This is a genomic window from Cognatilysobacter terrigena (assembly GCF_004361065.1).
Classification (GTDB): domain Bacteria; phylum Pseudomonadota; class Gammaproteobacteria; order Xanthomonadales; family Xanthomonadaceae; genus Cognatilysobacter; species Cognatilysobacter terrigena.
Window position 1 is genome coordinate 147982 of the sequence record NZ_SELT01000003.1, and the last position, 22506, is coordinate 170487.

The following is a 22506-nucleotide window of genomic DNA, read 5'->3' on the forward strand; positions in this document are numbered from 1 at the left end:
GTGCGAAACGCCGTCGGCTGATGCCGGCGGCGTTTTCGTTTGCGCGGTCGATCAGCCGACGAGGCCGGTCAGCGGGCGCGCGTTCGCACTGTCGGGGAACACGCTCGTGTCCAGCGTGCCGCGCGCTATCCCGAGATGGTTGGCGAGCACGCCTTTGAACAGCGAACGCAGGTCAGTGGTGGCGTGCAGGTCGCGGCCTTCGAACAGCGCGGACGGTGACAGCCCGGGCCAATCGCCTGCGATGCGTCCACCGCGCACCGCCCCGCCAGCGAGAAACGCGACGCCGCCCGTGCCGTGATCGGTGCCGCCCGTGCCGTTCGCCGCGGCGGTGCGGCCGAACTCGGTGACGATCGCGATGACCGTCTTCGACCAGATCGGTTGCGCGGCGTCGTGGAAGGCACGAAGGCCGGCGTCGAGTTCGCCGAGCTTCCGCTTGAGCTGATACGCCTGGCCGCCGTGGCTGTCCCAACCCGTGTCTTCGACGAACGCGATTCGCGGGCCGTCCGGCGCACGCATGAAGGTTGCAGCGGATTGCATCGCCTGCGGCAGTCGCATCGCGCCGGACGCACCCATGTCGCTGCTGCGTTGCATAGCGTCGGCGAATACCGGTGCGAGCTCGCGATCGTTCGAGTACAGCGCCTTCAGCCGCTCGAGCATCATCGGATCGACGTCGTCCGCGAAGGGAGGCGACCACGTGCGCACGTGGCCCGGCCCGCGCGCGGACAGCGGCGCGACGCTCGCGACCGCCAATGCATCCGTGCCTGTCATCGCCGCACTCGTGCGGCTCAGCCAGCCGGTCTGCAGATGCGCGCTGGCATCGCCGCCGCTTTCGACGTTGTCCTGCGCCTCGAAGTGCGAACGCCCGCGATACGGCGGCGCGATGGCGACGATGGGTAGCAGCTGCCGCGATGCATAGAGCTGCGACGCGAATGCGAGCGAAGGATGCAGGCCGAAGCCGCCGCTCAGCGGAAGCGCGTCGACGACGGCGAGATCGCGCCGCAGTCGCACGTAATCCGGGTCGTCGAGCGGCGGAAGCGCGTGCAGCGCGTCGAGTCCACCGCGCAGCAGCACGACGACGAAGCGCGCGTCGTCGTTGCCGCGCAGTGCGCCGGCGAACGTCGGGAGCCGTGGCCACAGCGCGAGTGATGCGCTGGCGCCGGCGAGTGCGAGGAAGCGGCGTCGGCTCGCGTCCATGTCAGGTTCTCCACTGGAACGCGGGGCTCGCGAACAGCAGCGCGAGGCCCGAACGGGCGGATTCGGCGCGACGCAGCGTCGTCGCGGTGGCGTCGTCGAGGTGCGGGCCGAGCGCGATACGCGCCGTCGCGAGCGGATCGGGCGATGCGGTCAGCGACGCGAGGCGCTGCGCAGCCTGGATGCGCTTGAACAGTGCGTCGCCACCGTTCCATGCCGATGTCGCGTCGGGAAATCCCGCCGGCGACCGTGGCGTGAACGCGGGCTCGCCGAGCTGCGCCAGCACGGGCTGCAGGCGAGCGATCGGTTGCGACGCATCCATCGCACGCAACGCGGCGATGAGGAAGTCGTCGGGCGTCCGGAACTTGCGCGCGGTCCGCGCCCACGCTTCGGGGCTGTCGATCAGGGCGCGATAGACGTCGGCCAGCGTGCCGCCGTTGCGCGTCCACGCCTGCGCCATGCGGTCGACGACCGCGCGTGGTGGCTCGTCCGCGATGAAATGCCGTGCGAGCTTGGTCGAGACGTGGCGGGCGGTGGACGGATGCACGGCGAGATCGCGAAGGATCGCGTGGCCCTGCTGCACGCCTGCGTCCGCATACGTACGTCCGAGCACGCGACGCGCGCCGCCTTCGTGTGCGTTCGGCCGGAACACGAACGCGGCGGGTGGCACGGCGTCGATGCTCTCGCGCGGCGCGGGCGTGCTCCAGCCGGTGATCGCACGCGCGAGTTCGGTGACGTCGCCTTGCGTGTAGCCGCCGTCGACGCCCAGCGTGTGCAGTTCGAGGATTTCGCGCGCGAGGTTCTCGTTGAGACCGAGCTGACGCTTGCCCGCGACGCGACGTGCGATTCGCGAGTCGTCGCCGACCGAACGCACGTTGTCGAGATAACGCAGCATCGCCGGATGCGATTCGACGGCGACAAGCAGAGCGTCGAAGCGGCCGAAGAGGTTGGCGCGGATCGCCTCGCGCTCCATCGGCGCTGCGTAGAGCAGGGCGGGGCGCTTGTCGAGCGAGACGGCGAAATGGTTCGACCAGAAGCGTACGAGCCGCTCGGCGAATCCGTCGGGCGTGGTCACCGCGTGGCCATAGCGTGCATCGAGTTCGTCGCGAACGGCCGCGCGCAAGTCCCCGCGGCCGCCGCCCCTGCGCATGCGCCTGGGCGACATGGACGCGTCGCCTTGCATCGACATGTCGTCGCGAACACGGAGCATCGCATCGTCGTCGCGCTGTCGCTTGGCCTGTCGAAGGCTTGCGAGCAGGGCGGCTTCGCGATGCACGTACTCGGCACTGCTCGGCAGCGATGCGAACGCGGATGTGCCGGCATCGCCGGTCATCTGCCGCGTCAGCAGCGTATGCGGATCGTCGCGGCGATCCGGATCGCCCGGGCGGGCGCCCAGGCCGAATCGGTTCAACGCGCTGGCGAGTTTCAGGTCATCGGTCATGCGGCGGCCTCCCCGGGGATAACGCCCCGGGAAGGTCGCGGTTGACCGGCTTGGCGCAGGCGCGCGTCAGCGGTGCGTTCTTCTGCGTGGTTTCGCAGGCGTCCAGCGGCCGCGTCGGCGCGATGGGGCGCGATGCGACGAGGAAGGCGAGGGCGAGCAGGGCGACGCCGAATGCGACGCCCGCAGCCAGCGCCATGGCGTCGCGGAAGGCGGCGTTCGGTCGGTGCGCATCCTGCGTCATCGGGGGGTCGTCCTGTGTGTGCGGTGCTGCGGGGTGTCGGGTCGACTGCAGCGCGCGCGCCCGGCCCGTGCGGCAAGGCGCGAGGGGTGCATGACGGCGCGGGAAGGGCGACGGTCCATGGCGGCAGTCCGATGATCCCGACCGCCAACGCGCAGCGCATGCCTACGGGCGACCCGGACCGATGCACGGTCGAGTCCGGCGTGCGGACGGTTGCCGGATCCGCGCCGTCAAACGGAACGGGCCGCTTTCGCGGCCCGTCCGGGTGAAGCGGCAGGGGCGATCAGGACGCCTTCTTGGCCTCGATCCAGCGGTTGATCTTGGCGTCGAGCACGTCCAGCGGCACCGCGCCGTCCCTCAGCACTTCGGCGTGGAACTCGCGGATGTCGAACTTCGGTCCCAGCGCCTGCTGCGCACGCGCGCGCAGCTCCTTGATCTTCAGCTCGCCCGACTTGTACGCGAGCGCCTGGCTCGGCCACGCGATGTAGCGCTCGGCCTCGGCGGTCGCCTGCGTTTCGCTCTCGGCCGAGTTGTCGAGCATGTACTTGATGACCTGGTCGCGGCTCCAGCCCTTGCTGTGCAGGCCGGTGTCGGTGACGAGGCGGATCGCGCGCCACAGCTCGTTCTGCAGGTAACCGAAGTACGAGTACGGGTCCTGGTAGACGCCGAGGTCCTTGCCGAGCGATTCCGCATACAGGCCCCAGCCCTCCGCGAACGCGGTCTCGCCGCCGAAGCGGCGGAACTTCGGCATCGTCCCCATTTCCTGCTGCAGCGAAATCTGGAAGTGGTGGCCCGGGATCGCCTCGTGCAGGTAGAGATCTTCGGCATCCCACTTCTTGCGCGACGGCAGGTCGTAGGTATTGACGTAGAAGATGCCCGGGCGCGTGCCGTCCTCGCTCGCGCTCTGGTATTCACCACCCGCCGCCGACTTCGCGCGGAACGGCTCGACCGGGCGGATCTCGAACGGCGACTTCGGCACCAGCGAGAACTGCTTCGGGATGCCGGCGTTCACCGACTTCTCGAGGTTGCGGTAGTAGGTCAGCAGTTCGTCTTCGGTCTTGAAGTTGAACTGCGGGTCGGTGCGCATGAACTGGAAGAAGTCCTGCAGCGAACCCTTGAAGCCGACCTGCTGCATCACCTTCTGCATTTCGCCGTGGATGCGCGCGACTTCATCGAGGCCGAGCTGGTGGATCTCGGCGGGCGTGCGGCTCGTCGTCGTGCTGTTGCGCACGTTGTACGCGTACCAGGCCTGGCCGTTCGGCAGCGCATCGAGGCCGACGGTCTCGCGCGTCTTCGGCATGTACTCGTCGTTGATGAATGCACGCAGGCGCTTGTAGGCCGGCATCATCTGCGCGGTGATCATCGTGCGGTACGCCTTGGTGAGGCGTTCGCGATCGGCCGCGGAGAAATCCTTCGGCATGTTCTGGATCGGGCCCCAGAACAGCGTCTTGGTCGGGTCGTCATTGATCAGCGCGTCGAGCTGCGGCACCACCTTGACCATCAGCACGCGCGGCTGCACGACTCCGGCCTTCATGCCTTCGCGCATGTTCGAGACGGCGGTGTCGAAGATCGTCGGGATCTTGTCGGCGCGCTTGAGCCAGTTGTCGTAGTCCTTGACCGTCTTGAACGGCTGCGGACCGGTGCCGGAGCCGAACATCGCCGCATAGCTCGCGATGCTGCCCATCTGGTTGATCGGCATCATCCAGTCGGGGAACTGTTCGCCCTCGAGCTGGCGCTTGGCGCCGTCGACGAAGATTTCGTAGCTCAGCAGGTCCTGGCCGGTGAGGCCGTCGCTGCCGACCTTCTGCACCGCGTCGAGCCACTTCACCGTGAAGTCGTGCGACTTCTTGCGGTAGTCGGCCGCGAGGAAGTTCGGCATCTGGTCGTTGTAGCGCGGGTCACCCTGGAAGGTGGCCTGAAGCGGGTTGAGCTTGAGCAGCTCTTCCCAGTACTGCTCGTACATCGCCGTCAGCTTCTGGCCCTTCGACTGGTTGACGGCCGCCTTGACGGGCGTGGCCTTCGCCGGCGCGGCGATGGAGGGCAGGGCGGCGAGGCCGAACGCGAGGGCGACGGCGAGGGTGAGGGGACGCAGGTGCATGACGGGCTCCGTCTGGGGACCCGTGGAGCATGGCGGTCGCCGACCGGTCGTTCGCCGGTCGGAAGTCATGGGCAGCGTCGCCTTCCGTCAGGCCGCGGCGGCCTGGTGGCGCAGTTCGTCGGCGCGCGAGTGGCCGAGGTAGCGCACCATCGCGTTCTTCATGATGTAGATCAGCGGGATCATCGCGACGGCCGCGAGCATCTTGTAGACGTAGTTCACCGTGCTCACCGCGAGGAACAGGCCGATCGGCCAATGCTGCGGGCCGAGCACGAACGCGATGTAGAGCACGACGAAGCTGTCGACCAGCTGCGAGACCGCGGTCGAGCCGGTGGAACGCAGCCAGATCGCGCGATGGCCCGTGGCGCGGCGGATGCGATGGAATACGGCGACGTCGATGAACTGGCCGAGCAGGAACGCGACGAGCGAACCCGCGATCGTCCACATGCCCTGGCCGAAGACCGCCGAGAACGCGGCCTGGTAATCCGACACGCCTTGCGACTTCGCCGCGCCGACCCACCAGCCGGCCGGTGCGAGCGAGATCGCGGCGAACGCGAAGGCAAAGCCATAGACGATCAGCGCCGCCGCGAGCAGCGAAATGATGCGCACGCCACGCCGGCCGTAGAACTCGTTGATGACGTCCGTCATCAGGAACACGATCGGCCACAGCAGCGTGCCGGCGGTGAAGCTGAGCGAACCGTTCTGCCCGAACAGGTGCCATTCGAACGGTTTGACGCCGAGCGTGTCCTCGAGCGCGAAGATCTTCACGCCGATGAACTCGGCGAGCACGGTGTTGACGCAGAACAGCGCGGCGAGGCCAATGAATAACCGCACGGCGCGGTCGTTCAGGACATGCGGGGTGCCATCGTCGACGATCGCGCTCATGGGTTCTTTCGCAGGTGGTAGATGACGCCCTTGCGGTCGTCGCTGAAGTAGAGGCCGCCGACGCCGTCGTCGATCAGACCCGCCGGGCGGCCATTGACGGTGCGGCCGTCGAGGAACCCAGTGACCAGCGGTTCGACGCGCCGGCCATCGCGACTGACGCGCACCAGCATGTAGCCGCGGCCAATGCGTTCGTTCGTGGAGCCGTGCAGCGCGACGATGTAGTGATTCGCGAGAACGTCGTCGTTGCGCGCTGGCATCGGCAACACGCCGAGCGCGGACGAATGCGCGGGGAAATGTGCGAACGGCGCGGCGACGCCCTTGCAGCCCGACGAGCGCGGGAATTTCGGGTCCGCGCGGACACGACCGCCATCGCTGTAGCAATGCGGCCAGCCCGCGTCCATGCCGTCGACGATGCGATACATCGTTTCGTCGGGACGATTCAGACCGAGATGGTCCGCGCCCTGATTGGTCGCGATCAGCGCATCGCCATCGCGCACAAGTCCGACCGCATTGCGCAGGCCGCGCGCGATGGTGCGCTGCGTACCATCCGGTTTGATGGCGACGATGCTCGCGCGCACGGCTTCCTTCTCGACGCACGCGTTGCAGCTGCTGCCGACGGAAACGAGCGCGGTACCGTCCTTCTCGACGAGCGCCGTGCGGGTGAGATGCCAGCCGCCGTACTTGTACGAAAGCCCATAGTCCGGAAACGTCGCGAGGGTTTCGGGTGCGCCGCTGATGCGGCCGCTTGCGACGTCGTAGGGATAACGCAGCAATGCCTGCGTCAGTGCGAGGTAGAGCCAGGTGCGCGACTTCGCGTCGGTGTGGAACGCGATGCTGTTGGGGTTGCGCAGACCGTCGAGCATCACCGTGGGCTTCGGCAGGGTGGCCGACGCCGGATCCAGCGCGCCGAGCATCAGCAGCTGGCCTTTGCGGTTGTCGGTGAGGTCGTGCATGTCGGTGACCAGCACGCGCCCCATCGGATCGCGGGCGAAGAAGCGAACGCGATGAAGGCCTTGCACGACGGGATCGAGCCGGTAGCCGGCAGGCACCTTCAGCGTGAAGCGCGAGCCGTCATCCAGCGCGATCGGCTGTGGAACGAGACGGGGTTGTGCGGCGAGCGACGATGCGAACGTCAGCGCCAGTAGCGCGACGAATGCGCGCGTCACGGCGTGTCCTTCGCGACGGGCGCCGCGAACGGAATCGATTCCGGCGACACCGCGCCGCCCGAGATGATGAAGCTCATCGCCTGGTCGACGGTCCAGTCGGTCGGCGTAATGTTCTCGATCGGCACGATTTCGAGGTAGCCCGAGGTCGGATTCGGCGTCGTCGGCACGTAGACAGCGGCGAGTTCGCGTCCCGTGCCCTGTTCGCGCAGCACGCGCGTGACGAAACCGATCGACTTCATGTGCGCGTTCGGGAAGTCGACCAGGACCACGCGCTGTGTGCCATCCGGTTTCGTCTGCAGGATGTCGAGCAGCTGGCGCGCGCTGCCGTAGATCAGGTTCGCGAACGGAATGCGCTTGATCAGCGCTTCGAACCAGCGCAGCAGGCGCTGGCCGACGACGCGTCGCGCCATCATTCCCGACAGCAGGATCACCGCGATCGTCGCGAGCAGCGCAAGCCCGTTCTGCACCCACGACGCGGCCACCCACGACCATGCCGGACTGCCATTCGCGATGCTCTGCAATCCCGGCCCGATCAGCGGACGGCTGATGTCCGACAGCAGCACGAACACGAACTTGACTACGACCCACGTCAGCCAGATCGGCAGCAGGGTGAGCAGGCCGGTGAGGAAGAGCTTCTGCAGGTTGGTTTTGCCCATGCGGCGATTGTAGGCCGCGGGCCGCGCCTCAGCGCTCGCGCATCAGGCGGAAGCCGACGTCGTCGTAGCCGCGGTTGGCGGTGAGCGGCTCCTGCGCGGTGCGGCCGCGCCACGAATGTGCGGTGACCATGCGTTCGAGGCAGCTGCCACCGCAGTCGCGCAGCCACAGGCTGATCGAACGACCGCCCACGTCGGCCGACGCACGCGACGAGTCCGACGACGAGGGGAGCCGGAACTTGCCGCCGGCCTGGCCACCGAGCCAGTTGGCGTACGCCTCCGCGTCCTGCAGCGAGACGCAGACCACCGGGTCGTTCGGGCCCTGCGCGAAGCCCGGCGACTGCCAGGTGCGCGGCGCGAACACGCGCAGCAGCGAAGCGCGCTCGCGGCACAGCGACGCCGGGCGATGCGTGGCGTCGACGAACCGCTGGTATTCCGCACGGGTCACCGGGTGCGGCGACACGCTGCCGCGTCCGAGGTCCGCTACTTCATCGCCCGCGACGGTGCGAGGCGCGCCTTCGATGCGGTTGGCTTCGCGCGTCCAGCGGGTGAGTTCCGCGGGCGCAAGGCGCAGGTCCTTCGCAAGCACCAGCGTCTGCTGCGCGCGCTTGCGATCGTTGTGCGCGAGCGCGTCGTCGAAGCGCGTGCGCAGGGCCTTCTGCAGATCGGCCGCGGCGGGTGCGTCGCCGCGCTGGCCGGTGGCACGCGCGAGCTGCTCGGTGTGGCCGGCGAGGTCGCGTGCGCGCGCATCGTCGTTGCCCTTCACCGCGGCGACCGTCTTCGTCCGCAACGCGGTGTCGAGATCGGTGCTCAACGCTTTGACGCGCGGATCGTCGGGATGGTTCGTCCACGCTTCGAGCACGGTGGCGAGCGCGTTGTCGCCTTCGGGTGTGGTCAGCGCGTTGCGGGCGATCTGCGCGCGGCCGCGCGACACCGCCATTTCGATGTCCGCACCCGGCAGGGGCGCGAGCATGCGGTCGGTGGGGTCCGGTGCCGCCTCGGTGTCGGGCGCCGCGGCCAGCGGAGCGTTCGGCACATGGAAGAAGCCGTCGTTGCCGCCGCGCGGCCACACGGAGGCGACGCCCCAGCCGAGCAGCGCGACTGCGGCGATGCCCGCCCCCCAGCGCATCGCCGGGCTGCCGATCACATCGCGCACGCGATCCCACGCCGGCAACCAGCGCGGCGGACGCACGGCGAGCATCGCCTCGCGCATTTCCGCGGTGGTCTGGAAGCGCGAATCGGCGGACTTGGCCAGCGCGCGATACATGAAGCGCTGCCAGTGGCGCAGGTGCGCGGGCAGTTTCGGAATGGGTTGCTGCGCATGCGCGAGCGCCATCGACAGCGCGTCGGCGGCCTCGTAAGGCAGGCGGCCGGCGAGCATTTCCCAGATCACGACGCCCAGGCTGTACAGGTCGGCGCGGCCGTCGACATCCTCGCCGCGCGCCTGTTCGGGCGCCATGTACGCGGTGCTGCCGACGGCGAGGCCCGCGGTCGTGACGCGCGGACCGAACCCGCGACGCAGTGCGATGCCGAAATCCGCCAGCAGCGGACGCCCGGCTTCGTCGAACAGCACGTTCTCCGGCTTGACGTCGCGATGCACGACGCCACGCGAATGCGCGTATTCGAGCGCGGCGAGCAGCGCGATCGCGATCTCGACGGCGCCGGCCTCGTCGCGCGTGAAGTCGAGTTCGCCCAGGTGCCCGCGCGCGAGGTGCGGCATCGAGTAGTAGGGCAGGCCGTCCTTGGTGCGACCCAGCTCGTGGATGCGGACGATGTGCGGATGCTCGAGCCGCGCGATCGTGCGGACCTCGTTCTCGAACCGGCGTCGGCTGACCTCGTCGGCGAGCGCCTGCGGCGCCATCACTTTGATCGCGACTTCGCGACCGAGCGCGGTCTGCTCCGCGAGGTAGACCGTCGACATGCCGCCGCGGCCGAGCTGGCGCAGCAGGCGATACCCGTTGATCTGCGGGAGCGGTTCGACGTGGGCGTCGGCGGGCGTGGGGTCGTCCATGCCGGCCCGAGCATATAGGTCGGAGCGCGCGCCGCGAAGGGCGCATCCGTTCCGAAACGTGATCAGCGACCCGGCTTGCGTCGCACGTAGAGCTGCTTGCGCACGCGCGCGACGGTGGTGCCGGACGCGTCGACCACCGGCGTCTCGAACCAGCGCAGGTGCTTGGCGCCGTCCGCGGTCTGCGCGCGGATGTCGTCGAGCGTCGCGTCGTCGAGGTGGAATTCGGCCTGCACGACGCCGCGACCGGGCGCGTCGAAATCGATCGATCCGGAGCGGTCCCACACGAAGTAGTCGCGGCCAACATTGCGCATCACGAGCAGCATCCAGAACGGATCCGTCATCGCGAACAGGCTGCCGCCGAAGTGCGTGCCGACCGCGTTGCGGTTCCACGGACGCAAGCGCAGCTCGACCCGCGCGTGGCGCCAGTCGTCCGCGAGATGGGTGACATGGATGCCGGTCGCGAGGAACGGCGGCCAGAGGTTGAGCGCGTGCCGGAGCACGCCGGCACGGATGTTCTGCGGGTTCACGGTGCGGTTCCGCGACGACCGCCAGCGCGGTCGCGATCGATCAGGGTGGGCGGCGCGTCAGAACAGCAGCGACGACATCTTGCGGCGATAGCGCCCGACGAGGTCGTCGTCCTGCACCACGCGGAAGGCGTCGATCAACGTGCGCCGCGCGAGGCCGTCTTCGTACGCGCGATCGCGGCGGAGCATTTCGATGAGGTGCTCCAACCCTTCGTCCTCGCGGCCCGCGAGCAGGCGCTGCACCGCGAGCAGGTGACGGGCGCGGAGGTCGCCCGCGTCGGCGCCGATCGCGGCTTCGAGCACGTCGGCCGGCGGCGCGTCCTTCGCCGCGGCGAGCAGGCGCAGGTGGGCGCGCGCGCGCTCGGTGCGGTCGTCGGTGGCGAGGTTGGCGGGCAGGGCATCGAGGAGCTGCTCGGCTTCGGCCGTCGCGCCGGTGCGCAGCAGCGCGAGCGCGAGGTCGAGCTTGAGCGCGCCGTCGTCGGGCTTTTCCGACACCGCGTGACGCAGGCGCACCACCTCGGCATGGGGATCGATCGGCGCGGCGTCGCCGGCGGCGTCGGGTTCGTCCGCCGCGGCGGCCGGCTCGATGCCGTGCGTCTTCAGGAATTCGCGCAGCGTGCCCTCGGGGATGACGCCCGGGAAACCGTCGGCGAGCTGGCCGTCCTTGACGAGGTAGACCGTCGGGATCGAGCGCACCTGGAACGCGGCGGCGAGCTGCTGCTCCTTGTCGACGTCGACCTTGGCCAGCAGGAACGCGCCGTTGTATTCGGCGGCGAGCTTTTCCAGCACCGGCCCCAGCGTCTTGCACGGGCCGCACCATTCGGCCCAGAAGTCGACCAGCACGGGCACCTGCAGCGAGCGCTGCAGCACGTCGTCCTGGAAATTGTCGGCGGTCGCATCGAAGACGTGCGGATTCGCGTCGGCGGTCATGGCGGCTCCTGGAGATCGTCGCGAGATGGGGGCGTGGCCCCGGCGTCGCAAGGCCGGCACGCTAGCATGGCGACATGCAACGGTCCGTCAGCCCCGCCCGCGTCGCCGCCGCACTTGCGGCCGCCCTGTTTGCCCCGTCGGTGCTCGGGTTCGGCGCGATGTTTCCGTCGTTCTCGCAGGCCGCGCATCCCGTCGCGGCGCTGGGGGCGTCGGGCGTGGCGCACGCATTCGCGTTCAACCTCCTCGCGTTCGTCGTGCCGGGCGTGCTGACGGCGTTCGTCGCGCAGGCGCTGCGCATGCGGATGACGGACGCCCGCTTCGCCGCGCGCCTCGGCGTGCAGGCGATGACGCTTGCCGCGCTGGCCTATGCGGCGCTCGGCCTGCTGCCGCTCGATTCGACCGACCTGCTGTCCGCTGCCAGCCGCCTCCACGCCGCGGTGTGGACGCTATGGTGGATCGCCTTCGTTGTCGGCGCCGTATTGCTCGGCGTCGGAATGCGCGGCACGCGGCATGCGTCGCGCTCGTGGGCCGTCACCGTGTGCGCGATCGTGACGCTGGTGTTCGCGATTGTTGCGCCGGGCCTGGTGCCGGTCGGCGCGTCGCAGCGCGTCGCTTTCGCCGCCTGGTTCGTCGCGACATGGCTGATTGCGCCGCCTAGCCGTGGCGCAGCTTCAGCACCAGGATCGTCATCGACAGGCCGAGCGTAAGCAGGTTCGACACGATCATCGGCCACGACGTGAGCACGATGCCGTAGAAGAACCAGCACGCGACGCCGACGGTGAACACGACGTACATCCCGAGCGAGATTCCGCTCGTGTCGCGCGTGCGGATCGTCTTGATCGCCTGCGGAAGGACCGACAGCGTGGTGAGCGACGCGGCGACGTAACCGATCCATTCGCCCGTCATCGCGGCGCTCCATCGGCGGTGCGCCAGACGGTGAGTAAGTCGCCGGGTTCGGGCCAGCCGCAGCGGTCGAGCAGTGTGTACGACGCGAGCACGAAGGCGCGGCCGTCCCATGCCCACTCGGCGCTCATGCCGCAGTCGGCGAGGCCCCGACCTTTCGCGAACGTCGAAAGTCGGCCGGTCTTCGCGTCGAATCCCGCTTCGGTGAGCATCGAGCTGTCGTCGTCGATGCCCGGTGGAAACGGCAGGCGCAGCGGTTTGGCGTGCGCCGGGTCGTTGCGCGGGCTGATGAAGGCCGCATAGCTGCCCTGGTAGGCGCCGAGCACGCAGGGCACCAATGCGATGACCTGCGCGTCGCCGATTGGGTCGACGCTCGCGGTCATGCTGCCCACGTCGTCATCGCAGTCGTCGTGCAGCTTCTTCAGCGCATCGACGTAGCGGCGGACGGCTGCGTCGCTCAGCGGTTTGCCACGGGACGGAACGGCGTGCACCGCGGGCAGCGGGCGGGCATCGGGAATTGCGGCATTCGATCGGCCGGGTCGTGCGATCGCGGTCGGCGTGTCGACCCGGCCCTGAGCGTCGTCGATGAAGAGCATCGCGGCGTTGAAGCCGGTCAGGCTGCCGACCGATGCGGTGCCTGCAAGGCCGAGATGCTTGGCGCGTCGCGCCTGTGCGGCGAGAGATTGCAGTGCGGCAACGCCACGCAGCACCAGCGTGCGTGTCGGCGCGTTGTCGTCGTCCTTGCTGGCGCGTGTCTGCAGCGCGTTCGCGCCGAACGACAAGGCGCGGCCATCGAGTTTCAGCGTGGCGCCCGCACCATCGGGAATGTCGACCACCTCGAACGTCGGCACCGCATCGCGCCCTGCCGCGCGGACCACGCGCAGCGCGAGGCTGTCGTCGCCGTTGTCGGTGTAGCCGCGTGCTTCGCAGGCGCCAGTGTTGTCGCAGGCGACGGTCCAATCGCCGAATGTCCTGTAGGCAGGGAGGGCGACCGCCGCGTGCGCCGACGATGCGAGCAGAGCGGACAGGACGAGAGCGGCCGCGCGCGCGGCGCCGCGGAACGATTCGGACGACATGGAAACTCCGTTATGCCGCGAATTGAATCACGCGCCCGCGCTGCCGGGGAGCGCGCCGTGCATCGACGGCAGCGTCGACCGCAGCACGCGGTTGCGGCCCTGCGCCTTGGCGGCATACAGCGCGCGATCCGCGGTGGCGAGCAGCGTCTGCGGCGTATCGAGGCCCACCTGCAGTTCGTGCACGCCGATCGACACGGTGACCGGCCCGAGTTCGCGGCGCATGTAGGTGATCGACGCCTCGCCGATCGCCAGACGGATCTGCTCCGCACGTGCCGCTGCCTGCTCGAGGCCGGCTTCCGGCATGACGATCGTGAACTCCTCGCCGCCGTATCGGCAGGCGATGTCTTCGCCGCGCGTCACCGCGGCGAGCACCTGGCCGATCTTGGTCAACAGCGCATCGCCGGCGCCATGGCCGTGTTCGTCGTTGAAGCGCTTGAAGTAGTCGACGTCGAGCATCAGCACCGACAGCGGCCGCCCGCGACGCTCGCAGCGTTCGATCTCGCGCGGCAGGCTCTCTTCGAGATAACGACGGTTGTAGAGCCCGGTGAGCGGATCGCGCAGCGACTGCACGCGCAGGCTTTCGCGCAACTCGAGGCTGTAGAGCACGACGCCCAGATGTTCGGCGACGGACTCGACCGCCGCGCGCTGCAGCTCCGTCAACGGCTCGCCGAGGCGATTGCTGACGTGCAGCAGGCCGAGCACGGTGCCCTGCGAGGCCAGCGGCACGCAGACACCGCAGGCGACGTCATCGGGCAGGCCGTCGAGATGCTCGCAACGAGCGGTCGGCCGCGTTGGATCGAACGCGTGCAGATGGCCGCGTCGCAGCGCCCAGCACTGGTCGGGTCGCATTGCGTCGGGGAACTCGCTGCCGTGCGTGCCGAACAGCGCGTTGAGTTCGAGCAGGTTCTGCGATGCGCGCATCACGTAGCAGACGCCGGCGCCGTTCGGCACGAGTTGGGCGAGCGCGTTGCCGGCGACGTCCAGCGCTTCCGCGACGGTCTGGCAGCTGTGCAGCAGCCCGGCGAAGGCGCCGAGAATGCGGCGTTGCTCGGCGAGGTGTTCGCGTTGGCCGACCGACGCTTCCAGCGTGACGAGTGCATTGCGCGTTTCCTGTTCCAGCCGGCGGGCGCGTCGTGCTTCACGCCCGACCATCGACAGCAGCGAGCCGAGGATGGCGAGTGATACGAAGATCCCGATCACCACGACCACGGTCAGCACCCAGGCGTCGCGCGTGCTAACCGCCTCGCGCTCGACGAGCAGCCGGTTCTCGACGTCGACCATCTCGACGGTGAGATCGTCGATGCGACGGTTCATCGCCGCACCCTCGGTCACCATCACTTCATTGGCGTCGCCGTCGCGGCCGGCCTGGTCGAGCTCGACGGTGCGCCGGATCTGCGCCAGTCGGTCGACGACGAGCCCGCGCAACTCCATGGCTTTGCGCTGCTGCGGCGGGTTGTCCGCCACCAGCCGCGCCAGATCGCCGACGCGGCGCAGCGCTTCCGGGCGGTGGTCGAGGTAGGCCGCTTCCAGCCCTTCGTCGCCGCTGAGGCGAAAGCCGCGCGCCGCCGATTCGGTGCTGTTGAGCGCCGAGCGCACGGACTCGATCTCCGCCAGCACCCGGTGCGTATGGCTGACCCAGCGCGCGCTGGTGTCGAACGAGTGGATGCCCCAGAGCATGCAGGCGCTGACCGCGAGCAGCAGCGCGACGAGAGAACCGACGGCGGGACTTCGTTGACGGGCGACGTGAAGGAGATCGGCGGGCATCGGCGAAATGGGGCGTCGGCAATCCGGAGGTCAGGCAAGCTGCGTGCCGCAGGTCCGATGGTCAAGCAGGGCGCGTGACGGGCATTTGTGCACTGCGATAGGCTTTTCGACCGCCCGCCTGTTTCGGACCCGCCCCTCGTGTCTTCCCCCAACGCGACCGACGTCACATCTTCCGGCTCCGAGCCGCGCGCCTACGAACCCGGCTCCGTGGAGTCGGCGGCGCAGGGCTTCTGGACCCGCACCCGCGCGTTCGAGGTGGACGAGTCGTCCGCGAAGCCCAAGTACTACTGCCTCTCGATGCTGCCGTACCCGTCGGGCGCGCTGCACATGGGTCACGTGCGCAACTACACGATCGGCGACGTCATCAGCCGCTACAAGCGCATGACCGGCCACAACGTCCTGCAGCCGATGGGCTGGGACGCCTTCGGCCTGCCGGCCGAGAACGCGGCGATCAAGAACAACACCGCGCCAGCGAAGTGGACCTACGCGAACATCGAGCACATGCGCGCCCAGCTGCAGCAGATGGGCTACGCGATCGACTGGTCGCGCGAGTTCGCCACCTGCCGTCCGGATTACTACGTCCACGAGCAGCGCATGTTCGTGCGGCTGATGAAGAAGGGCCTCGCGTACCGCAAGAACTCCGTCGTGAACTGGGACCCGGTCGATCAGACCGTGCTCGCGAACGAGCAGGTGATCGACGGCCGCGGCTGGCGCACGGGCGCGGTGGTCGAGAAGCGCGAGATCCCGCAGTGGTTCCTCAAGATCACCGACTACGCGCAGGAACTGCTGGACGGCCTCGACACGCTGCCGGGCTGGCCGGACGCGGTGAAGACCATGCAGCGCAACTGGATCGGACGCTCGGAAGGCCTCGAGATCCGCTTCGACGTGCGCGACGCGCAGGGCGCGGCCGTCGAGCCGCTGACGGTGTTCACCACGCGGCCGGACACGCTGATGGGCGTGACGTTCGTGTCGATCGCCGCCGAGCATCCGCTCGCGCTGGAGGCGGCTGAACGCAACGGCGACCTCGCCGCGTTCATCGCCGAGCTGCGCCAGGGCGGCGTCTCCGAAGCCGAGCTGGAGACGCAGGAAAAGCGCGGCATGGACACAGGCCTGCGCGCGATCCATCCGCTCAGCGGCGAAGAGGTGCCGGTGTTCGTCGCCAACTTCGTGCTGATGAACTACGGCACCGGCGCGGTGATGGGCGTGCCGGGCCACGACGAGCGCGACTGGGCGTTCGCGAAGGCCTACAACCTGCCGATCCGCATGGTGATCGCGCCGACCGAAGTGCGCGACGCGATCCTCGAGGCCGCCAAGCACCTCGTGCAGCACGACGATCCGATGACGGTCGCGCTCGGCGAGCACGCGCCGTCCGATCCGTACGAAACGCGCGCGGCCGTCGAAGTAGTCGACGCCTTCGAACGCGGCATCCTCGACACCGGTGCGTGGACCGAGAAGGGCTGGATCGTCAATTCGGACGAGCTCGACGGCATGGATTACGCCGAAGCGTTCGAGCATCTCGCTCGCAAGCTCGAAGCTGAAGGCCGCGGCCGTCGTCGCGTCAATTTCCGCCTGCGCGACTGGGGCGTGAGCCGCCAGCGCTACTGGGGCTGCCCGATTCCGGTCATCTACTGCGCCAAATGCGGCGCGGTGCCGGTGCCGGAAGAGCAACTGCCGGTCGTGCTGCCGGAAGACGTCGAGTTCAGCGGCGTCGCCTCGCCGATCAAGGCCGATCCGGAGTGGCGCAAGACGACGTGCCCGTCGTGCGGCGCCGCCGCCGAGCGCGAGACCGACACCTTCGACACCTTCATGGAGTCGAGCTGGTACTACGCACGCTACTGCTCGCCGGGTGCGGCCGAGCAGGTCGACGAGCGCGCGAAGTACTGGCTGCCGGTCGACCAGTACATCGGCGGCATCGAGCACGCGATCCTGCACCTGCTGTATTTCCGCTTCTATCACCGCCTGCTGCGCGACGCGGGCCTGGTCAACGGCGACGAGCCGGCGACCAACCTGCTGACGCAGGGCATGGTCATCGCGGAAACGTTCTACCGCGAGCTCGACAACGGCGCGAAGGACTGGATCAACCCGGCCGACGTCGAGATCGATCGCGACGAACGCGGCAAGGTGATCGGTGCGCACAGCAAGGTCGACCGCGGCCGCGTGCAGATCGGCGGCATCGAGAAGATGTCGAAGTCGAAGAACAACGGCGTCGACCCGCAGATCATGGTCGGCAAGTACGGCGCCGACACGGTCCGCCTGTTCTCGATGTTCGCCGCGCCTCCCGAGCAGTCGCTGGAGTGGAACGAAGCGGGCGTCGAAGGCATGGCGCGCTTCCTGCGCCGCTTCTGGCGCGAGGTGATCACGCACGTGTCGCAGCCGGATCATCCGGAGGTCGATGCCTCGCAGCTCACCGCCGCGCAGAAGACCCTGCGTCGCCAGTTGCACGAGACGATCCAGAAGGTCGGCGACGATTACGGCCGCCGCCACAGCTTCAACACCGCGATCGCGGCGCTGATGGAACTGCTCAACGCCGTCTCGAAATTCGACGACATGAGCGACCAGGGCCGCGCCGTCCGCCACGAAGCGCTGCAGACGATGGTGCTGCTGCTCAATCCGGTGACGCCGCACGTCTGCCACGCGCTTTGGCAGGCGCTGGGCCATCCGGAAACGCTGCTCGAGGACGTGCCGTTCCCGCAGGCCGACCCGACGGCGCTGGTGCGCGACGCGGTGACGCTCGCCGTGCAGGTCAACGGCAAGCTGCGCGGGACGATCGACGCGCCGGTGAATGCGCCGCGCGAGGCGGTCGAAGCCGCCGCGCTCGCCGAGCCGGGCGTCGCGAAGTTCCTCGAAGGCCAGACGGTGCGCAAGGTCATCGTCGTGCCGGGGAAGATCGTCAACATCGTCGCCGGCTGACGGTTCGCGTCCACGTGCACGCCACGTGGACGCGCGACCTGCCGCTATTGCCGCCCGCCGCCGCCTCGTCCAGACTCCCCGCATGATCCGACGCCTCGTTTCCGCCGTCCTCGTCCTCGCCCTGACGGGCTGCGGTTTCCATCTGCGCGAGCGCGTCGCGATTCCGACGGAGCTCAGCCCGTTGCGCGTCGTCTCGACGGACCGTTACAGCCCGCTGGCCGAATCGATCGCGCAGTCGGTCGAACGTGCGGGCCTCAGCGTCATCCGCGAAGGCGGCAATGGCGCCGTGCTCGACATCCTCGCCGAACAGTGGGGCGACACGCCGATCAGCGTCGACGCACTCGGTCGCTCGCAGGAATTCAGCCTGCGCTACGCGGTGATCTTCGAGCTGCGCGATGCGGCCGGGAACGTCGTCGTGCCGCGCCAGACCATCGAACTCGCGCGCGATTACGTGTCGAACCCGACGAACGCGATCGGCGCCGAAGGCGAGCGCGAAACCCTGGCGAAGGAACTGCGGCGCGAAATGGCGTTCTCGATGCTTCGTCGCATCGAAGCGGTGCTGAAGCTCGGTGTCGTCAAGCCGATCCAGCCCGTCCCCGCGCCGACCGTCACGCCGAATCCCGCCGATCAGACGGGCCAGTCGGGCGGCTGATCGTCCGGGCGTGGAAATTTCCCCGGACCAGCTGATCACGCAGCTCGATACCGGGCCGCTGAAACCGGCCTACCTGATCGCAGGTTCCGAACCCCTGCTGGTGCTGGAAGCCGCGGACGCGGTGCGCGCAGCCGCGCGCCGCGACGGCATCGCCGAACGCGAAGTGTTCGAAGCAGGCGCCGGCCAGCGCGAACCCGACTGGGACGGCCTGTCCGCCACCTTCAACGCGCCGAGCCTGTTCGCGACGCGACGCCTCGTCGAACTCCGTCTTCCCACCGGCAAGCCGGGCAAGGAAGGCGCGAAAGTCATCGCGGATTCCTGCGCGAATCCATCGCCCGACGTCGTGTTGCTGGTGACGTGCGAGGACTGGAGCCGCAGCCACGGCGGCGACTGGAGCCAGGCGATCGATCGCGTCGGTCGCGTCGCGGTGGCGTGGCCGGTCAAGCCGCACGAGCTGCCGGGCTGGGTCGACCGCCGCCTGCGCGCGCGCGGCTTTTCGCCGGATCGCGACGCGGTGATGCATCTCGCCGAACGCGTCGAAGGCAACCTGCTCGCGGCGGCGCAGGAAATCGAAAAACTCGCGCTGCTGTTCCGCGACGCGCCCGATGCGCCGCGCGGCGGTCGTCCGCTGGCGCTCGACACGCTGCAGTCGCTGGTCGCCGATGCGTCGCGCTACGACGTGTTCCGCCTCATCGACGCCGCGATGAACGGCCAACCCGCGCAGGTCGTTCGCATCATCGGCGGCCTGCGCGCAGAGGGCGAAGCCGTGCCGGCGCTGCTCGGCATGATCGTGATGGAGCTGCAGCGCGGCGCCGCGCTGTCGCAGGTCAATGCAAAGGGCGGCAACCTCGTTGCTGCGTTCAAGGCACAGCGCGTCTGGGACGCCAAGCAGCCGATGTATCGCCGCGCGCTGCAACGTCATTCGCCGGCCGCGTGGGAAGCAATGCTGGTCCAGGCAGGCCTCGTCGACCGTATCGCGAAGGGCCGCGCGCCCGGCGATGCGTGGGTCGCGCTCGAACGCCTGATGGTCGCGCTGGCCGAACGCGGCGCGACCCGGCTGCTCGCCACCGGATGACGATGCACGCCTGGGTCGGCTACGGCGGAACGTTCGACCCGATCCATTGCGGCCATCTCGCCGTCGCCCGCGCGGTTCGCGACGCCCTGGGCGCCGATGTGCAGCTCGTGCCGGCCGCGGATCCGCCGCACAAGGACGCCACGCACGCCGACGCCTCGCATCGCGCGCGCATGGTCGAGCTCGCCGTCGCGGGCGAGCGTGGCTTGCACGTCGACCGCCGCGAACTCGCGCGCGACGAGCCGTCGTACAGCATCGACACGCTGCGCGAGGTGCGCGCCGAGGTCCGCGATGCGACGCCGATCGTCTGGGTCGTCGGTGCGGACTCGCTCGCGCAGCTGCATCGCTGGCATCGCTGGCGCGAGCTTTTCGACCTCGCGCATCTGCTGGCGGCGGGCCGTCCCGGCTTCTCGCTCGATCCGGCGGGATTTGCAGAGATCGACGCCGGGCTCGCAGACGCGATCGGCCGTCGGCTGCAGCCGCTCGACACGTTGCTCGATGCGCCATCCGGCGCGCTCGCGCTCCTGCCGATGGAGCCGCCGCGTACCGAGTCGTCGACCGATATCCGCCGTCGCATCGCCGACGGTGAACCCTGGATGTCGCAGGTGCCGCCGCCCGTCGCCGCCTACATCGACCGTCACCGGCTTTATGCACGGCCCGTTTCAGCCTAGTCCCTATACTTTCCCTTCACCGATCCGGAGCCGCGCCACTTGAGTACCGAAGCCCACGTCATCAAGACCCGCCTGCCGAGCCCGCCGCCGTCGGTGGACGAACTGCTCAGTACCGTGCGCGATGCGGTCGATGAGCTGAAGGCGCGCGACGTGGTCGAGATCGATGTGCGCGGCAAGAGCTCGGTCACCGACTTCATGGTGATCGCGTCGGGTACTTCGACGCGGCACGTCAAGTCGATCGCCGACGAAGTGGTGAAGTTCTCGAAGCAGCGCCTCGACGTCATGCCGCTCGGCGTCGAAGGCGAGCGCGAAGCCGAATGGGTGCTGGTCGACCTCGGCGACGTGATCGTGCACGTCATGCTGCCGCGCGTGCGCGAGTTCTATGCGCTCGAGCGCCTGTGGACCGTCGGCGACGAACCGCCAGAGCGCGTTGACGAACTGGCGCACGGCCACCTCAGCGCGGAGCTGAGTCCCGACGAGGAACCGCTCAGCTTCGAGGACGACGCGGACGAGTTCGACGTCGAACGTCGCCCGCGCCCGGCGCTCTGATCCGGCAACCATGAAGGCGCGGCTCATCGCCGTTGGTGAGCGCGCGCCCGCCTGGGTCGCCGACGGCTTCGCCGAATACCGCAAGCGCCTGTCGCACTGGCTGCCGTTCGATCTCGTCGAGGTCGAGCCCGGTCTGCGCGGAAAAGGGCGCGACGCGGCCCGCGCGCAGTCGGACGAAGGTGCGCGCGTCATCGCCGCGATTCCGCGCAACGCGTGGGTGGTGACACTCGATGGCCGTGGTCGCAGCTACAGCTCGGAACAACTCGCGCAGCGACTCGAGCACTGGCGCGGGCAGGGGCGTGATCTCGCGTTCCTGATCGGCGGGCCGGAAGGTCATCCGCCGGAGGTGCTGGAGCGCGCGGACGAGTCGTGGTCGCTCGGCCCGCTGACATTGCCGCACATGCTCGTGCGCCTGGTCGTCGCGGAACAGCTGTATCGCGCAGCGGCGCTGCTGGCGAATCATCCGTATCACCGCGCTTGATGGCGACGCGGTGGACGTGCGTCGCGTCTGCACGATCACCCGGTAACCGATGGCAAGGCGACAGCCCGCATCCGATGCACCGGATGCGGGCTGTGCGTGGACGTCATTCGAGCCTGAAGTCGACCGGCACGATGCCGATGGCCTGCACTGCGACGCCATTGCGCATCGCAGGACGGAACCGCCAGTTCGCGAGCACCTGACGACGCGCCGCGGCGTCCAGCGCACGCGAACCGCTGCTGCGCGAGATGGTCACCTGGATCGGACGACCGTCCACGTCGACCAGCACTTCGAGAAGCACTGTGCCTTGTTCCTGCGCGCGCAGGGACGAGGGCGGGTAGGTCGGTGCGGGGTTCGCTGCGTATTCGAGATGCGCGCCGGTGAGTGGCTTGCCGTCGTCTGCTGGCGGGGTGATGTTGCCTGCATCGGCAATCGCGTTCTCCGAAGTGACCGGCGGCACCTTGATGTCGCCGGGCTGCGCATCCTCCGCCGGCAGCGGCGGGATCACGACAGGGCGCGTTTCAGGCCGGATGGTCGGCGTCGGATGCTTGATTTCGACGTTGATGGGCGTCGGATCCGGCTTAGGCGGCAGCGGGTTCTCCTTAGGCTTCATCGGAACGATGATCACGTCCTGGGCGTCGCGCACCGCCTTGATCACAGGCGTCATCGGCGCGAGCAGCAACAGCAGCACCAATCCATTGATCGCGATCGCGCCACTGATGGAGGCGATGCGAGTGGGATCGAGCTGGACGCGGGGTGCGGAAATCGTGTGCATGGCCGGCTCCTCGGTGGTCGGTGCCGATACGAACGGGCCTGCACGGCGAGTGGGGTTGGGTCCGGTTGAAAAAATTTTCGATCGAGGCGCGCGTCACGATTCCGTTCGGAATGCCTCGCGATTTCCGCTCATCGATGGACATCCACATCTGCGTACACAGCGCCATCCTTCGGCGACGGCGCGCGCGCAGCGTCCATTCGCCAAACCGTTTGGCGCGCCGAGGCGATCAGCCTCGTCCCATCGCGCATCTCCGACCATCGATCGCGCCAAAAGAAAAAGCCCGCACGCAGCGGGCTTTTTCCTTCCGATCGGCAAAGACGCCTACTCGCCCGCGGGATTCGGATCGTCGCCCTGCGGTCGGTCGAGGCCGCCGGCCTCGGGATTGGGCAGCTTTCCGGTGCGCGGGTCGCGTGCGTCCGCCTTGTCACGCGGCTGGTTTTCCGCGTAGCCCGGGTTCGCGCCGGGGCGGGGATCCGCTGCAGCCGCCGTGTCGCGGCCGCGCGGGATGTCAGGCGTCGTCAT

General features: G+C 68.8%; 21 protein-coding genes and 1 pseudogene. 7 read left to right on the top strand and 15 right to left on the bottom strand.

The features are described 5' to 3' along the window. Positions 1 to 51 precede the first annotated feature (51 nt). The 10 genes from EVS83_RS03735 to trxA form a co-directional block, all read right to left on the bottom strand. On the bottom strand, positions 52 to 1194 hold the full coding sequence (locus EVS83_RS03735) for a DUF1501 domain-containing protein (protein ID WP_133499673.1): 1143 nt from the start codon (positions 1192 to 1194) through the stop codon (positions 52 to 54). A gap of 1 nt (position 1195) precedes the next feature. Further along, positions 1196 to 2632 carry a DUF1800 domain-containing protein gene (locus tag EVS83_RS03740; protein ID WP_133499674.1) on the bottom strand — a complete coding sequence of 479 codons (1437 nt, stop codon included), beginning with the start codon at positions 2630 to 2632 and terminating at the stop codon, positions 1196 to 1198. Further along, complete coding sequence (locus EVS83_RS03745) at positions 2622 to 2873, bottom strand: hypothetical protein (RefSeq protein WP_133499675.1); 252 nt, start codon at positions 2871 to 2873, stop codon at positions 2622 to 2624. Before EVS83_RS03745 ends, EVS83_RS03740 begins: the two co-directional genes overlap by 11 nt. 280 nt (positions 2874 to 3153) lie before the next feature. Next, on the bottom strand, positions 3154 to 4968 hold the full coding sequence (locus EVS83_RS03750) for a DUF885 domain-containing protein (RefSeq protein WP_133499676.1): 1815 nt from the start codon (positions 4966 to 4968) through the stop codon (positions 3154 to 3156). An 87-nt stretch (positions 4969 to 5055) separates the two neighbouring features. Continuing rightward, positions 5056 to 5850 (bottom strand): queuosine precursor transporter, encoded by a 795-nt coding sequence (locus EVS83_RS03755; protein WP_133499677.1) that lies wholly within the window; start codon positions 5848 to 5850, stop codon positions 5056 to 5058. Continuing rightward, positions 5847 to 7016 carry a PQQ-dependent sugar dehydrogenase gene (locus EVS83_RS03760; protein ID WP_133499678.1) on the bottom strand — a complete coding sequence of 390 codons (1170 nt, stop codon included), beginning with the start codon at positions 7014 to 7016 and terminating at the stop codon, positions 5847 to 5849. Before EVS83_RS03760 ends, EVS83_RS03755 begins: the two co-directional genes overlap by 4 nt. Then, on the bottom strand, positions 7013 to 7672 hold the full coding sequence (locus tag EVS83_RS03765; RefSeq protein WP_133499679.1) for a DUF502 domain-containing protein: 660 nt from the start codon (positions 7670 to 7672) through the stop codon (positions 7013 to 7015). Before EVS83_RS03765 ends, EVS83_RS03760 begins: the two co-directional genes overlap by 4 nt. 28 nt (positions 7673 to 7700) lie before the next feature. After that, the gene (locus EVS83_RS03770; RefSeq protein WP_133499680.1) at positions 7701 to 9680 is read right to left on the bottom strand and encodes a bifunctional serine/threonine-protein kinase/formylglycine-generating enzyme family protein; all 1980 of its coding nucleotides are present in this window, start codon (positions 9678 to 9680) and stop codon (positions 7701 to 7703) included. 62 nt (positions 9681 to 9742) lie between these two features. Continuing rightward, positions 9743 to 10192 (bottom strand): DUF4442 domain-containing protein, encoded by a 450-nt coding sequence (locus tag EVS83_RS03775; RefSeq protein ID WP_133499749.1) that lies wholly within the window; start codon positions 10190 to 10192, stop codon positions 9743 to 9745. A 72-nt stretch (positions 10193 to 10264) separates the two neighbouring features. Beyond that, positions 10265 to 11134: a thioredoxin gene (gene trxA, locus EVS83_RS03780; protein ID WP_133499681.1), complete on the bottom strand. Its 870-nt coding sequence runs from the start codon at positions 11132 to 11134 to the stop codon at positions 10265 to 10267. A 74-nt stretch (positions 11135 to 11208) separates the two neighbouring features. Between trxA and EVS83_RS03785 the strand changes: the two genes are divergently transcribed. Continuing rightward, positions 11209 to 11841, top strand: a complete 633-nt coding sequence (locus tag EVS83_RS03785; RefSeq protein WP_133499682.1) for a DUF998 domain-containing protein — start codon at positions 11209 to 11211, stop codon at positions 11839 to 11841. Here the strand turns inward: EVS83_RS03785 and EVS83_RS03790 are convergent. Genes EVS83_RS03790 through EVS83_RS03800 form a run of 3 tightly spaced genes read right to left on the bottom strand, consistent with a single transcriptional unit; the run spans position 11789 to position 14877 of the window. Continuing rightward, positions 11789 to 12040 carry a SemiSWEET transporter gene (locus tag EVS83_RS03790; RefSeq protein ID WP_133499683.1) on the bottom strand — a complete coding sequence of 84 codons (252 nt, stop codon included), beginning with the start codon at positions 12038 to 12040 and terminating at the stop codon, positions 11789 to 11791. The two genes, EVS83_RS03785 and EVS83_RS03790, sit on opposite strands and share 53 nt — an antisense overlap. After that, on the bottom strand, positions 12037 to 13113 hold the full coding sequence (locus EVS83_RS03795; protein WP_133499684.1) for a DUF1176 domain-containing protein: 1077 nt from the start codon (positions 13111 to 13113) through the stop codon (positions 12037 to 12039). The genes EVS83_RS03790 and EVS83_RS03795 overlap by 4 nt, the downstream gene beginning before the upstream one ends. A 27-nt stretch (positions 13114 to 13140) precedes the next feature. Then, positions 13141 to 14877, bottom strand: coding sequence for a sensor domain-containing diguanylate cyclase (locus EVS83_RS03800; protein ID WP_133499685.1), 1737 nt, complete (start codon positions 14875 to 14877; stop codon positions 13141 to 13143). A gap of 138 nt (positions 14878 to 15015) precedes the next feature. On the opposite strand from EVS83_RS03800, the gene leuS reads away from it, so the two are divergent. From leuS to rlmH, 6 genes and pseudogenes are all read left to right on the top strand, one after another. Continuing rightward, a complete protein-coding gene (gene leuS / locus EVS83_RS03805) occupies positions 15016 to 17787 on the top strand; it encodes a leucine--tRNA ligase (protein WP_133499686.1) in 2772 nt (923 codons plus the stop codon). Positions 17788 to 17869: 82 nt separating this feature from the next. Then, a complete protein-coding gene (locus EVS83_RS03810; protein WP_133499687.1) occupies positions 17870 to 18439 on the top strand; it encodes an LPS-assembly lipoprotein LptE in 570 nt (189 codons plus the stop codon). Between the two features lie 10 nt (positions 18440 to 18449). Continuing rightward, positions 18450 to 19514, top strand: coding sequence for a DNA polymerase III subunit delta (gene holA, locus EVS83_RS03815; protein ID WP_133499688.1), 1065 nt, complete (start codon positions 18450 to 18452; stop codon positions 19512 to 19514). After that, a complete protein-coding gene (gene nadD, locus EVS83_RS03820) occupies positions 19511 to 20182 on the top strand; it encodes a nicotinate-nucleotide adenylyltransferase (RefSeq protein ID WP_133499689.1) in 672 nt (223 codons plus the stop codon). Before holA ends, nadD begins: the two co-directional genes overlap by 4 nt. A 39-nt stretch (positions 20183 to 20221) precedes the next feature. Beyond that, positions 20222 to 20620, top strand: a pseudogene (gene rsfS / locus EVS83_RS03825) (ribosome silencing factor); the annotation flags it as partial. Between the two features lie 121 nt (positions 20621 to 20741). Then, positions 20742 to 21212, top strand: coding sequence for a 23S rRNA (pseudouridine(1915)-N(3))-methyltransferase RlmH (gene rlmH / locus EVS83_RS03830; protein WP_133499691.1), 471 nt, complete (start codon positions 20742 to 20744; stop codon positions 21210 to 21212). A gap of 103 nt (positions 21213 to 21315) precedes the next feature. Here rlmH and EVS83_RS03835 read toward each other — a convergent pair whose 3' ends face one another. Together EVS83_RS03835 and EVS83_RS03840 are read right to left on the bottom strand one after the other, a co-directional pair. Further along, complete coding sequence (locus tag EVS83_RS03835; protein WP_133499692.1) at positions 21316 to 21984, bottom strand: energy transducer TonB; 669 nt, start codon at positions 21982 to 21984, stop codon at positions 21316 to 21318. 321 nt (positions 21985 to 22305) lie between these two features. Next, positions 22306 to 22506 carry a hypothetical protein gene (locus tag EVS83_RS03840; protein WP_133499693.1) on the bottom strand — a complete coding sequence of 67 codons (201 nt, stop codon included), beginning with the start codon at positions 22504 to 22506 and terminating at the stop codon, positions 22306 to 22308.